The sequence below is a fragment of the Nonomuraea sp. ZG12 genome (genome assembly GCF_052068115.1).
GTDB lineage: Bacteria > Actinomycetota > Actinomycetes > Streptosporangiales > Streptosporangiaceae > Nonomuraea.
In genome coordinates this window covers 1-12,740 of the sequence record NZ_JBQHCW010000041.1, presented here as the reverse complement: position 1 = coordinate 12,740, position 12,740 = coordinate 1, and the positions used below count along the sequence as shown (strand labels likewise).

At 68.0% G+C, this 12,740-nt stretch carries 14 protein-coding genes; 6 read left to right on the top strand and 8 right to left on the bottom strand.

Going from position 1 to position 12,740, the window contains the following annotated elements:
• Positions 1–226: 226 nt before the first annotated feature.
• Positions 227–811 carry a helix-turn-helix domain-containing protein gene (locus ACTMTF_RS46650; protein ID WP_441116529.1) on the bottom strand — a complete coding sequence of 195 codons (585 nt, stop codon included), beginning with the start codon at positions 809–811 and terminating at the stop codon, positions 227–229.
• Between the two features lie 124 nt (positions 812–935).
• Here ACTMTF_RS46650 and ACTMTF_RS46645 point away from each other — a divergent pair, with 124 nt between their 5' ends.
• Positions 936–1,538, top strand: a complete 603-nt coding sequence (locus tag ACTMTF_RS46645; RefSeq protein ID WP_441116528.1) for a class I SAM-dependent methyltransferase — start codon at positions 936–938, stop codon at positions 1,536–1,538.
• A gap of 63 nt (positions 1,539–1,601) precedes the next feature.
• Here the strand turns inward: ACTMTF_RS46645 and ACTMTF_RS46640 are convergent, their stop codons facing one another.
• From ACTMTF_RS46640 to ACTMTF_RS46625, 4 genes are all read right to left on the bottom strand, one after another.
• On the bottom strand, positions 1,602–2,222 hold the full coding sequence (locus ACTMTF_RS46640) for a hypothetical protein (RefSeq protein ID WP_441116527.1): 621 nt from the start codon (positions 2,220–2,222) through the stop codon (positions 1,602–1,604).
• A gap of 434 nt (positions 2,223–2,656) precedes the next feature.
• Positions 2,657–4,339: a DNA polymerase/3'-5' exonuclease PolX gene (polX, locus tag ACTMTF_RS46635; RefSeq protein ID WP_441116526.1), complete on the bottom strand. Its 1,683-nt coding sequence runs from the start codon at positions 4,337–4,339 to the stop codon at positions 2,657–2,659.
• Between the two features lie 89 nt (positions 4,340–4,428).
• Complete coding sequence (locus ACTMTF_RS46630; RefSeq protein ID WP_441116525.1) at positions 4,429–4,842, bottom strand: DUF2000 domain-containing protein; 414 nt, start codon at positions 4,840–4,842, stop codon at positions 4,429–4,431.
• A gap of 20 nt (positions 4,843–4,862) precedes the next feature.
• Complete coding sequence (locus ACTMTF_RS46625; protein WP_441116524.1) at positions 4,863–5,912, bottom strand: Glu/Leu/Phe/Val dehydrogenase dimerization domain-containing protein; 1,050 nt, start codon at positions 5,910–5,912, stop codon at positions 4,863–4,865.
• Positions 5,913–6,027: 115 nt separating this feature from the next.
• On the opposite strand from ACTMTF_RS46625, the gene ACTMTF_RS46620 reads away from it, so the two are divergent.
• From ACTMTF_RS46620 to ACTMTF_RS46610, 3 genes are all read left to right on the top strand, one after another.
• The gene (locus ACTMTF_RS46620) at positions 6,028–6,501 is read left to right on the top strand and encodes an Lrp/AsnC family transcriptional regulator (RefSeq protein WP_441116523.1); all 474 of its coding nucleotides are present in this window, start codon (positions 6,028–6,030) and stop codon (positions 6,499–6,501) included.
• A gap of 56 nt (positions 6,502–6,557) precedes the next feature.
• Positions 6,558–7,310 (top strand): hypothetical protein, encoded by a 753-nt coding sequence (locus ACTMTF_RS46615; protein WP_441116522.1) that lies wholly within the window; start codon positions 6,558–6,560, stop codon positions 7,308–7,310.
• A gap of 106 nt (positions 7,311–7,416) precedes the next feature.
• Complete coding sequence (locus tag ACTMTF_RS46610; RefSeq protein ID WP_441116521.1) at positions 7,417–7,815, top strand: hypothetical protein; 399 nt, start codon at positions 7,417–7,419, stop codon at positions 7,813–7,815.
• A gap of 91 nt (positions 7,816–7,906) precedes the next feature.
• On the opposite strand, the gene ACTMTF_RS46605 is transcribed toward ACTMTF_RS46610, so the two are convergent.
• Positions 7,907–8,578 carry a TetR/AcrR family transcriptional regulator gene (locus ACTMTF_RS46605; RefSeq protein ID WP_441116520.1) on the bottom strand — a complete coding sequence of 224 codons (672 nt, stop codon included), beginning with the start codon at positions 8,576–8,578 and terminating at the stop codon, positions 7,907–7,909.
• Between the two features lie 122 nt (positions 8,579–8,700).
• Here ACTMTF_RS46605 and ACTMTF_RS46600 point away from each other — a divergent pair, with 122 nt between their 5' ends.
• Positions 8,701–9,195, top strand: a complete 495-nt coding sequence (locus ACTMTF_RS46600) for a nitroreductase family deazaflavin-dependent oxidoreductase (RefSeq protein WP_441116519.1) — start codon at positions 8,701–8,703, stop codon at positions 9,193–9,195.
• A 16-nt stretch (positions 9,196–9,211) separates the two neighbouring features.
• Here the strand turns inward: ACTMTF_RS46600 and ACTMTF_RS46595 are convergent, their stop codons facing one another.
• A complete protein-coding gene (locus ACTMTF_RS46595) occupies positions 9,212–10,141 on the bottom strand; it encodes an AraC family transcriptional regulator (RefSeq protein WP_441116518.1) in 930 nt (309 codons plus the stop codon).
• A gap of 114 nt (positions 10,142–10,255) precedes the next feature.
• Here ACTMTF_RS46595 and ACTMTF_RS46590 point away from each other — a divergent pair, with 114 nt between their 5' ends.
• On the top strand, positions 10,256–11,080 hold the full coding sequence (locus ACTMTF_RS46590) for an NAD(P)H-binding protein (protein WP_441116517.1): 825 nt from the start codon (positions 10,256–10,258) through the stop codon (positions 11,078–11,080).
• Positions 11,081–11,759: 679 nt separating this feature from the next.
• Here the strand turns inward: ACTMTF_RS46590 and ACTMTF_RS46585 are convergent.
• Positions 11,760–12,161 (bottom strand): nuclear transport factor 2 family protein, encoded by a 402-nt coding sequence (locus ACTMTF_RS46585; RefSeq protein ID WP_441116516.1) that lies wholly within the window; start codon positions 12,159–12,161, stop codon positions 11,760–11,762.
• Positions 12,162–12,740 lie beyond the last annotated feature (579 nt).

The window sequence follows — 12,740 nt, the reverse complement described above, 5'->3', positions numbered from 1 at the left end:
TGAACAGGTGAAGGTGGACAAGGCGAAGGTGAAGGTGAGCAGGGGGAAGGCGAAGGTGAGGGTGAGCAGGGGAAGGCGTTGAGGGTGGCTTTCCGGTGTTTTGCGGCCCTTGCCGATCGGCGCCGTCAACTCCGCGGCGCAGCTCGCCAGGATCGGTGAGCTCGCCGGGGCCGGCCAGGAGGCTCATGATCGCCATGTAGGAGCGCCTGAACGCGAGTGGCGCAGATCAGGCGGGTCGGTAGCGGGCTCTGATGTGGAACCGTTCGCCCTGGGGGCCGAGGATGCTTAGGAACTCGACCGGCTGCGCGTCGGCGTTGCCGAACCAGTGCGGGAGATGGGTGTCGAACTCGGCGACCTGGCCCGCGACGAGGACGAGGTCCTGGTCGCCGAGCACCAGGCGTAGTCGTCCGTTGAGGACGTACAGCCAGTGGTATCCCTCGTGCGAGCGGGGATCGGGTTCGAGATCGTTGGGGCCGGCCGGGAGGATCTGCTTGAACGCCTGCAGCCCGCCGGGCTTGCGGGTCAGCGGGATGACCGTCATGCCGTTGTGCATGACGGGCCGGGGAAACACCCGTGGATCGCCGCTGGCCGGGGCGCCGACGAGTTCGTCGAGCGGCACCTGGTAGGCCTTCGCCAGGGGGAGCAGCAGCTCCAGACCCGGTTTGCGATGGCCGGACTCCAGGCGGGACAGGGTGCTGACCGGGATGCCGGTGGTCTCCGACAGCGTGGTCAGGGTGGCTCCCCTACGGTGACGAAACTCGCGAAGTCGCGGGCCGACCGCGCTGAGTACGGCGTCGAACTCGTCACTCATGCCCCCACTATGCCCCCGCTTTTGCAGTTTCCGCAAAGGCCTTTGTCCACCGGTCACCGGCCGAGCCAAGCTGGCGCCGGAAGTGGTCACGATGACCCAACACGATGGCCGGAGGACAAGAGCGATGGACGCGCAGTTGTGGGACGAGAAGTATGGCAGCAGCGACCAGCTCTTCAGCGGGGCCCCCAACGGGGTGCTCGTCACCGAAGTCGCCGACCTGCCGCCGGGGCACGCGCTCGACGTGGGATGCGGTGAGGGCGGCGACGCGCTGTGGCTGGCCCGGCGCGGCTGGCGGGTCACCGCGGTCGACATCTCCCGGATCGCCCTGCAACGCGCCGCCACCACGGGCGCGGACCTCGCCGACCGCGTGACCTGGACACGCGCCGACCTCACCGCCCTGCCGCCACCGGCCGACGCGTTCGACCTGGTATCCATCCAGTACTTCCCCCTTCCCCACCAGCCGGCTCACACCGCGCTACGGGGCCTGCTGGCCGCCGTCGCCCCGGGCGGCACCCTCCTCGTCGCCAGTCACGACCTGGCCGACCTGCCACCGGGCCACGAGCACGGCGTCAACCCGAGCGATTATTACCAGCCCGCCGACGTCGCCAAGCTCCTTGACGACAACTGGACCGTCCTGATCAACGAGACCCGCCCACGAACCGGTCCCGCACCCGCGGGCACTCGGCACACCAACGACACCGTCCTACGAGCACAACGCTTGCGGTGACCGCGTCGTCTCCGTCACCCTCCTGCGCGCCGGTGTCCGGAAACGCAGACCTCCGCAGATTGCCTACCAGCTCGTCGGCTGAGCCTGGGGCGCGACCTTCACCAGCGTCGTGAACGGGTCGCCGTTGTTGAGACCCTTGATCAAGGTCTGGAGGCCCGCTCGTTCGCCGTTTCGCCGGAGCCAGCGGCTCACCTGGCACGCGGACTTGGCGTAGGTGCCTGGGTCCTGGCCGGCGGCGTGGAGCCACTCGCCCAGCGTGACGGGCAGAGGTCCAGTCGGCTCGATCAGGCAGCGGTCAGGGGCCGATGCGGGGGCGAGGTAACGGGGGTCGTCGGAGACCACCACCGCCAAGCCCTCGTCGAACCACTGCGGCACGTCGGCCCCTCCGCCGATGCGCTCGTGTAATTCGATGTGCGACAGCTCGTGCGAGGCGATCACCGGGTCGAGGCCGCGCGGTGAGAGCATCACCGATCGGTTGAGCACCGCGATCCCACGCTCCTTCCCGCCGCCGATGCGCTGGTAGCACTCTTCGGTCAGGCATACGAGCAGCTTGGGGGAGCTGAGCCGACCGCCGTAGAAGTCGCCGACCCGTTGTCGCGCGGCCTCGACCACTTGGCTCACCCGCGCCCGCTGCTCGCCGGACAGGCCCTGCTCGGCATGGACGCCGGGTTGCGACTCCGTCAACCCGTAGCAACTTGGGCAGGTGGTCGCCGCCACGGACGGGTAGGCCAAGGCGACTCCTGCCGCACCCGCGACGAGCAAGGCGGCCAGGCCGGCGAGGCTCCGCGTCCAGATCCTGCGGAACCTCGATCTCGTACGCGTCGCCTGCATGCCGCAGCCCTCCGAGGTGTGTGCGTCCTTGCCGTGAGATTCTCGCGCACCCACCCGCGTCGCCACATCAGCCCGTGGGAGGTCATACCGGGGTCGTAGATGACCGGACCGCTGCAGGTCGTACGCATGGGAATCACACACCGCCGATGCCCAGAAGCCGGTCCGGCTGAGGGCAGGGCCTCGGTCAAGAGGTCCGAGACCAACGGCGAGCTCCGGCCGGCACAGCACCCGAGCCGCAGAAACCCCTGACCGCCGTCCACTGACCGCCGTCCACGCCTAGTAAGCCTTCATCGCCCCAAGAACGCGAGCAACCGCTCCAACGGCCAGGTGTTGATCACATCGTCGGTCGTCAACCAGGCCCGCTGCGCGATCCCGATCCCGAACCGCTGATGCTTCAAATGCGGAATCGCATGCGAGTCACTGTCGATGGAGAACTTCACCCCATGGTGCTTCGCCAGCCGCACCAGGTCGGCGGGCAGGTCCGAGCGGTCAGGATAGGAGTCGATCTCCATCGCCGTCCCCGTGCGAGCGGCCGCGCGGAAGACGGCGTCCCAGTCGGCGTCCACCGACGGCCGCTTGCCGATCTTGCGGGTGGTGGGGTGGCCGATGATGTCCACGTACGGGTTCTCGCAGGCGGTGATGAAGCGGCGGGTCATCTCATCGCGGGTCATCCCGAAATGGGAGTGGACCGACGCGACACAGACGTCGAAGTCGCGCAGGATCTCCCCGGGCCAGTCGACGGACCCGTCGGGGGCGATGTTGAGCTCGGTGCCGTGCAGCAGGCGCATGTCCGGGTAGTGCTGCTGCAGCTTGGCGACCTGCTGGCGCTGCTCCAGGGCCCTGTCGAGCGTCATCCGCTGCATGGCCAGGTCAGGGGCGTGATCGGTGACCGCGTAGTAGGAATAGCCGCGGGCGTGACCGGCCGCCACCATGTCCTCCAGCGAGGCGATCCCGTCGGTGAGGTCGGTGTGCGTGTGCAGGTCGCCGCGCAGGTCCGGCAGCTGCACCAGCACAGGGAGCTCGCCGCGCAGCGCCGCCCGCACCTCGCCGCCGTCCTCCCGCATCGGCGGGGGCACGAACTGCATGCCGAGCGCGGCGTAGATCTCCTCCTCGGACTCCGAGGCGATCACCCGCTCACCCTCGAACAGGCCGTACTCCGACAGCTTCCAGCCCTTCTTGACCGCCATCTCCCGAATGGCGACGTTGTGCTCCTTGGAACCGGTGAAGTACTGCATCGCCGCGCCCCACGACTCCGCCGGCACCAGGCGCAGGTCCACCTGCATGCCGGATGTGGTCCGTACAGAAGTCTTCTTGTCGCCCGCCGCGATCACCTCCGCGACGTACGGCTGAGCGCGGAAAGCCTCCATGATCGAATCGGGCCCCACAGCGAGGATGTCGATGTCGCCGATCGTGTCCTTCATCCGGCGCAGCGATCCGGCATAGGCGATGCGCTCGGCCTGCAGCGAAGCCATCACCTGCTCCGCCACGCCCGTCGCGACCCCGATGTGCACCCGCAGCCCCGACTGCTCAAGCTGCTCGATGCCCTTGGTCAGATTGGCCAGTGTCTTGGGCCCGAGCCCCTTGACCCCGTCGAGCCGCCCGGCCGCGATCGCCTCGCCGAGCGCCGCGGGGGAGTCGATGCCGAAGTCCTCGAACAGCATGATCGCCGTCTTCGGCCCCAGCGTCGGCACCCGCGTCAGCCGCCGCACCCCGTCGGGCACCCGCCCGCGCAGGTCGTCGAGCTGTCGGAAGCTCCCGCGCTGCAGGAACTCCTCCATCTTCTTCGCGATCGCCTCGCCCACACCCGGAACGCCACGCACGTCGACCGCCGCGATGTCCTCGGGGAACCCGGCGATCGCCTTGGCGGCCTTCTGATAGCTGCGCACCCGGAACGCGTCACCGCCCGTCAACGCGAACAGCTCGGCGTACTCCTGGAGGGCGGCGGCCGCCTCGTCATTTGCCCGTGCCATGACCCCAGCTTAGGAGGGCGCCCCGACAGAATCCGGCGTCCCGGCCGCCGTGCAAGCCGCACTCCATGACCGTGACCGGTGGCATCCGATCAGGCGTGCAGGGGAAGGCGCTTGGTGAGGGCGGTCACGCGGTTGCGTGGCCCGAACACGGCGACGGCCACGAAGTCGACGTCCGCTGCGGACGTTGTCTTCAACGTGGCGAGATAGTCGTCGTAGTCACGGGCGCGGCGGGCCACCTCGTTGAAGCCCACAGCGATCAGGTCCTCCCGGGCCTGGGCGCGGTCGTGCAGTTCCCGCAATTCGTCGGCAGGGGCGGTGAGCACGGGCACCGGATGGGTGTTCAGGCCCGCGTGGGACCGGCCGGACGCGTCGGCGCCGTCGGCGCCGAGCGGTTGGCCCAGGCGCGCGCCCAGGCTGAGCCCGACCACCGCCGCCGCGTTCACCGCCAGCGCGGGATCGAGGTCGTCGCGGACGACGAGGACCAGCTTCGTGGCCAGAGACATGGTGGATCTTCCGTTCTCGTTCAGGTGGATGCGAGGCGCGGGGTGTCGAGGCGGAGCCGGGCCTGTTCTGCCGCGGCCTGGGCGGGGGTCACCTGTCGGTGGTCCGCCGTGTCGAGAAGGTCGGTGACGGTGTGCTCAATGGCCTCGACGCGTTCGCGTGCCTTGTCGGGGGTTTCATGGTGCAGTTCCACGGTGAGCGCGTTGATGACTCCGCCCGCGCTGACGACGTAGTCGGGCACCCAGATGATGCCGCGCCGGTGCAGGAGGTCGGCGACGGCCGCGGTGGCCAGTTGGTTGTTGGCCGGCCCCGCGATGGCGGAGCAGCGCAGCCACGGCACGACATCTTCGGTGAGAAGGCCGCCGAGCGCGGCCGGGACCAGGATGTCGACGTCCGCGGTGAGGGCTTGCTCGGGTGAGACCCAGGTGGCGCGGAGTCCCTTGTTCTTCGCCCGTTTCGCGGGGTCGACGTCGCTGACCAGGAGGTCGGCTCCGTCATCGGCGAGCAGATGCGCCAGCCGCATGCCGACGCTGCCCAGCCCCACCAGCGACAGGCGCACACCGGCGAGCGCGCGCGTGCCGTGGAGACGCCGACTGGTCGCGCGCAGCGCCGCCAGCGTGCCGAGCGCGGTGGCCGGCGAGGAGTCGCCACTGCCGCCATGCTGGGCCGGCCTGCAGAAGACATGCGGGGTGCGCTCGCCGATGACCGCCATGTCCTGCGGAGTCGTACCGACGTCCGGACCGGTCGCGTACATCCCGTCCAGTGAGGCGATGGCGTCGGCCACGTCGTCCAGCACCGCGCGGCGCATGGCCGCGTCCAGTTCGGCGCCCTCGGGTATGGCGACGACGGTCTTGCCGCCTCCGTTCGCGAGCCCGGCCACGGCGCATTTGGCGGTCATGCCGGCCGACAGGCGCAACGCGTCGGCGAGGCCGTCCCGCCAGTCGGCGTAGCGCCAGAGCCGGCATCCGCCCACCGCCTGGCCGAGCGTGGTCGAATGCACGGCGACGATGACCGGCAGGCCCGAGCGCGGTCCCGTGCGGATCAGGACCTGTTCGTGGTCGAGGGTGGACATGTCATCGAACCTCCGTGTTCATACGAGCGTTGCCTCATGACAAGCATCGGGCATTCGACCGTAGGAGGGAGGTTCAGCCGTACGAATGATCGGAATCAATGACAGAATCCCGTACATGGACGAACTTGATTCGGCAATCATCCGCCTTCTCCAGACAGATGCGCGGCAGTCCAACCGCGAGCTGGCCCGCACGCTCGGCGTCGCGCCCTCCACCTGCCTGGAACGCGTCAGGGCGCTCACCCGTCGTGGCGTCATCCGCGGTTACCACGCCGAGATCAACCCGGCCGCGCTCAACCGCGGCGTCCAGGCCATGGTCTCGGTGCAGGTACGCCCTCTCAGCCGTACCGTCATCGACACCTTCAAGGACTCCGCGAGCACCATGCCCGAGGTGCTCAGCGTCTTCGTGCTGGGCGGTGGCGACGACTTCCTTCTCCACGTCGCGGTCCAGGATCTCGACCACCTGCACGCCTTCCTGCTGGACCGGCTCAGCAAGCGCCGGGAGATCGCGGGCTTCCGCACCTCGGTGATCTTCCAGCAGGTGCACGACGCCGCCCCTGCCAGACTCCCGGACGTGCTCGACCACCCATAGTCGGCTGGGGCAGATCGAAACGCCACCGTGATCCGTCCCTGGCAAGATCACGCGCCATGAGACTCCTCCTCCCGATCATGGTGGCCGGCGCGGCCGTGCTCATCGCGTCGGCTCCGGCGCAGGCCGCCCCCAAGGACCCGGTCAAGGCGGTGAAGGCGCACCTGGTGGCCGGTCACGGTGTCCGGTTCAGCGAGACGGTCAAACAGGTGGGCGACGGCACGTCCAGCGTGGTGGTGCGGCGCTCCGGCACCCTGCAGTTCGGCAAGGGCAAGGTCGTGGCCTCCGACGTCACGGGCACGTTCGCCTCAGGGAAGGGCAACAAGCCCGAGCGGACGATCACGATCGGCCGCACCTCGTGGACGTCGGGCGGCCTCTACCGGTCGGGCCTGCCCAAGGGCAAGACCTGGTACAAGCGGTCGGGCGCGCTCGCCAGCGGCGGCATCACCGGGCTGGTGACCCAGGTGGTGAACCCGGCCGAGCCCTCGACCCTCGCCGCCCTGGTGAAGAACGGCAAGCGCGGCACATCCGGCTACAGCGGGACCCTCACCTTCAAGGAACTCAGCAAGGTCTCTCGCTCGCTCCGGGCCGACAAGCCGATCTTCGCCGCGCCTGACACCGACATCACGTACGACCTCACGCTCGACGGTAAGGGCCTGCCGAGCCGTCTGAGCACGGCGTGGGAGGCGACAGGGCTGCTCGGCGGGGCGGACAGGACGTACAAGGTCGAGACCCGCTACAGGGGCTGGGGCGCCAAGGTCACGGTCAAGCCCCCGCCCGCCGCCAAGACCTCCTCCAAACCGGCCCGCTGAGCCGCGCTGTCCCGGCCCTTCGACCCGTCCGGCAGGTGGCCATCCCGGCGGAATCCGAGTGGTAGGGCTTTGCGAATAGGCTGTGCGGAGATGACATCATCGAGAAATGTCTCATCGATACGTCGTCGGCATTGGAGTGGTGATCGGGGTGATGTCCGGTTGCTCGCAGTCGCCGTATCAGTTGCCTGACCGCAATACGCCCGCTGTGCTGGCTGAGGAGAAACGCCTCGCCGCGCTCCTGCCAGACGAGTTGCTTTGGGGCACGGGCACCTGCAAGGTCCGGCTAATCGGCAAAGAGGGCTCTTCATCGTTTGCCTGGGCAATCTGCGAGATGACGCCAACGGCCGACGTTCCGTCGGGAGGGCTCTCCATGCCGGTGCGAGTGGATGGAGATCAGGTGAGGAAGCCCGCCGATGGTGGGGCTTATGCAGACAGTGTCAGGCGTATGTTCCCGCACCGTCTGGCGGACGCCGTGCTCCGCGAGCCTGACAGGTTTCGCCCGTAGCTCACACAACGTCAGCTCTGTCCACGGAAGAGCAGCGGTATCCGTGCCACCATCCAACGCAACCGACTGTCACTCGGAAAGGCTCATCAGGTCATTCTGTTCTTCTTGCCATGGGGGCCGTGCTCTCCACCGCTGACAGCAGCAGGTCGATGCCGAAGGTGTAGTAGGCGTCGAGGTCAGGGGGGTCGTTGAGGGTGGTGGCGAACGCGGTCAGGTGGGGGTAGCGGCCGGGGGGCAGGCGTTCCAGGTCGAGGCGGTGTTGTCGCCGGAGCTCCGCGGCCTTTTCCTTGTCGTCGCCGTCCAGGCCGCCAGGCTGGCACGACACCATGGCCGCGACCCCCAGGACGAGGTAGGTGGCCACCTGGTCGGCCTGCTGGAGGGTGAACCCGGCCTCGGTGAGCAGGCCGATCAGGCTGTCAGTGGCCCGCCGGAATTCCTCGGTCGCGTTGTTGTCGATCATCGGCAGCAGAGCGGACAGGTACGGGTGCGCGCGCGTCTGGTCCACCAGCGCGGTGATCATCGTCCGGAGACGCTGGTCCCAGGGCCGGCCAGGGTCCACGTCGGCGACGAGCGCGGCGATCACGCGGTCGGCGAGCGCGGACAGCAGTTCGTCCTTGTTCTTGACGTGCCAGTACAGCGCCGTAGGGGCGACGCCGAGTTCGGTGGCGAGGCGGCGGATGGTGACCGCCTGGAGCCCTTCGGTGTCGGCGAGTTTCAACGCCTGCTCGATGACGGCCTGGCGGGTCAGCTTCTCCGGAGTCACTTGACAACTGTACGGGCTACAAGGTCTTCTGAGCAATGTACATGTACGTTGTTCATGAACGACGTACAGGACTGTTCAGAAGTACTTTCTCGTCTCAGGCAAGATCCCCAAGGAGCCACCACATGAGCCGCACCGAACCCCCGCGCACGCACCGCTTCGACCACTGGCTGTATCGCGGTGGCCGTCCCAACCGCCTGGCGCGAGCGATCAACCGGGCCTGGGCCACCGTGTTCGCGGCCGGGATCCTGCAGCCGGACCGGATGGTGACCCTGGAGGTGCCGGGCCGGCGTACCGGCCGGGTCATCTCCTTCCCGCTGGTCGTCGCGGATCACGAGGGGGACCGCTACCTGGTGGCGATGCTCGGCCAGGACACCAACTGGGTGCACAACGTCCGCGCGGCCGGAGGGCAGGCGGTGCTGCGGCACGGCCGCACCGAATCCGTACGCCTGGAAGAGGTCGATCCCGGCGACCGTGCGCCGATCCTGCGCCGCTACCTGGAGCTTTCACCGGGTGGCCGCACCCACATCCGAGTGGACCCGCAAGCGCCGCCGGCGGAGTTCGAGCGGATCGCCGCGCAGTACCCGGTCTTCCGCGTCACCCCCGCCGACAACTGGTAACCCGGCTCCCCGTCCACTACGGCCGAATCACAGCGCTCTGCCTGCGATATTTGCCGGGTGCGATGCCGTACCGGCGCTTGAAGGCGTTGGCGAAGGCGAACTCCGAGGTGTAGCCGATGCGGGTGGCCACCTCGTGCAGCGGGGCGTCGGATTCGCGCAGGAGCTTGGCCGCGACGGTCAGACGCCACCAGGTCAGGTACGTCAGGGGCGGCCGACCGGTCAGGGTGGTGAAGCGGTGGGCGAAGGTGGCCCGGGACAGGCCTGCCTGCGCGGCGAGGGTCTGGACGGTCCAGGGGCGTGCGAGGTCACGGTGCATGGCGTGCAGGGCGGCGCTGACGGCCGGGTCGGCCAGTGCTGGAGCCCAGCCGGTGTCCGGAGTAGGTGGATTCTCGAACCAGGTGCGCAGGATGTACAGCAGCAGCATGTCGAGCAGCGCCGGCACGACGGTGTCCGCGCCGAGACGGGGGTTGCCGATCTCGTTGCCCAGCAGGTCGATGGCCGCGCGTAGCTCGGGGTGGTGCCCGAGCCGGGCGGGCAGGTGGATCACCTCAGGCAGGTCGCGCAGCAGCGGGTGAGTGTGACCGGGGGAGAGTTGATGACCGCCGCACAGGGTCACCGTGACGGGCCCCTCCTGCCCCACGACGTCGGAGGCGAACAGCTCGGCGTCCTCCAGCGGGTCGCAGACCGGCTCGGCCAGTGGCGTCGATGGACTGTCGGCGAGACCGTACGCGTGACCGTGGGGGAAGAACACCACATCGCCGACGCTGAGCGCGACCGGATCACCAGAAGGTGGGATGAGCCGGCACGAGCCCTGCAGGATCACCTGAAAGCCCGCCGATCCGGGAGCTGAGGGAAAGCGCTGCCCCCACGGCGCGCGCCAGGCGACACGCGCGGAGCGAGGCCGTCCGGAGCGCATGACGGCGATCACGTCGCTGAGCACATCCACAGGAAGAAGCTAGCACTCAGACGATGGCGTATGAATTCCGGCTTCCGAAGTATTGGGCATCTCGAATGATTCGCCTACGTTCGACTATCAGTTGATCGCGATAGGAGGCGTTGGATGTCAGGACAGATTTTGGTCACTGGGGCGACCGGCACTGTCGGCCGTCAGGTGACAGCGCAACTGCTGGAGGCCGGGGTCGAGGTGCGCGCGCTGACCCGCGGGCCGGCCTATCTCCCGCCTGCCGTTGAGCAGGTGCGGGGTGATCTGTCGGTGGCCGATTCCCTGGGCGCCGCTGTCCAGGGAATCGAGGCGGTTTTCCTGGTGTGGCCGTTCGCCTCGGCCGAGGGGTTGGAGGCGGTGCTGACGATGCTGGCCGAGCATGCCCGCCAGGTGGTCTACCTGTCATCGGCGGCAATACGTGACCACGAACGGCAGGCCGAGCAGCTGATCGAACGATCCGGGCTGGAATGGACGATCCTGCGCCCGCACGCCTTCGCGGCCAACACGCTGCGCTGGGCCGAGCAGATTCGCGCCGAGGGCGTGGTGCGCGGGCCGTACGGCCAGGCCGCGATGTCCCTGGTGGACGAGCGGGACATCGCGGCGGTCGCGGTGCGGGCGCTGACTCAGGACGGACACGCCGGCGCCGTCCACGAACTGACCGGCCCGCACTCACTGACCCAGGCCGAGCAGGTACGCGTCATCGGCGAGGTGGTCGGCCGCCCGGTGCGCTGGGCGGAGACCTCCGTCCAGGACGCCCGGCAGCAGATGCTGGCCCGAGGCTGGCCGGCCGAGGTCGTGGACGGCATCCTGCACGCTCAGGCGGAGATGACTCTCGGCCCGGCACCGGTCACCGCCACGGTGGAGGAGGTGACCGCGAGCGCGGCGCGTACGTTCCGGTCGTGGGTGGCCGAGCACGCACCCGCCTTTCGCGCCCTTACGTGACCACTCAGCGCTATGGGGTGATTCAGTCCCGGGCTGGGCGAGACCAGTCGCTTGCCGGTGGAGGATTCGTCGACGACTTGGTCGGGGGCGGAGATGATGGTCTTGCTGTTGGGGCTGAAAAGACCTGATAGGCACAGTCCAGGACGGATGCCTTCTTTGGGTGCACAACGTCCGCGCGGCCGAGGGGCGGGCGGTGCTGCGGCACGGCCGCACCGAGTCCGTACGCCCGGAAGAGGTCGGACGAGCGGATCGCCGCGCAGCACCCGGTCTTCCGCGATCGCCCGCGTGGAAAAACCGATGAAGTCCTCTACTTAGTGGACGCCGAACGAAAGGTCTGGCAAGTCTGTGGCTACGAAGGTGCGGACTTTCACGCGTTGGTTCGGGAAAGTTTGTGCCGGTCGAAAGTTGTGGCGCTCACTTTTCGCGGGACAAGTACATTAAGGGCGCGATTGAGTTCTCCGTCGACTACGTTCGGATTCTCGGGTGTGAAGAGAGCGACACGATTGACTCACTCTGGTCCCTCATCGTTACGGGTCTCAAGAGTGACTTACCGGCGGGATCTCAATGCAGCGGTGCGGCTATATGAGCAGTGCCGGGCCGGAATCGTACGACATCGAGAGCTTCCTCTGGGCGAGGCGATCTTCTCAATCACGCCTGAGTCGAGTCGCCAACAGATCACTCACCCGGAAAACGCGGCGAGGGCGCGGGCCGTATCGATGTATTCGCGTGCTGCGACAATCTTGCCGTCCACTAGTTCGAATGCGAAGTGATATACTTGATTGAGGGTCTTCCCATTAACGAGGAATGCGTTCGACGTCGCCTCCACTGACGCATTGGCTTCATCTGCAATTACACTGGTCACCGACATGTGTATACCACTGGGAAGCGAGTCGTGAAACCTCTTCATGTGTTCGATGAACGCGGGCTTCGACATGTCGCCGGAGACCGGGAAAGTGGCAGCGTCAGTCATGACGGTCCACACCGCGTTCTCGTGAAGAAGGTCAAAGGCGTCGGGGCTGCCGTTCGTTCCTAGGCCTTCTACCAGCTTCTTGACGGAAGCCTTGTTCTGGTCGATCGTCATGTTTCTTCCCTTCGTCGTCAGGTCTGGTATGGGCTCGCACATGCCTGCGCGTCGTCAGTCTGAAGCCGGGCTCACGCGCTCGGATGTGGGCCTGAGCCCCAAGCGCCCTCCCGCGGCGGCGGTTGGCCCCTCGCGGGAGGCGGGTGATGCGGGTAAACCTCACGAGGCCAGCGTGACGGAACCGCAGGCGTAGTCTATCGGCGGGGTGGGGGACAGGTCGGCCAGGGCAGCGCGTCCGATGCCCGAGCCCGTTGCCACCAGCGTCACCCCGCGCCGCGGCCGCGTGCCTTGACCGGCCGTCGGCCGGTGTATCGTTCGCCCCCTGTGGGCGGGTTGTCTGACAGATGCCGAGTGGGCCTGACTGGAGCCGTACCTGCCTCATGCACGAAGGAGAGCGCGTCGGGTGAGCAGCGTACTGACCGTGAGATTTTCCGGGAGAAGCACCCGCGATGACGCTTCGGCCCCGGTCCTGGGCAGGGTCGAGCTCTCCGACGGATCGGGACCGGCCCGGGTGGTCGCGTACGTGGAGCGCGAGCTGCCGCCGGGCGGCATACCCGCCTACCTCGCGGCCCGCAGCAG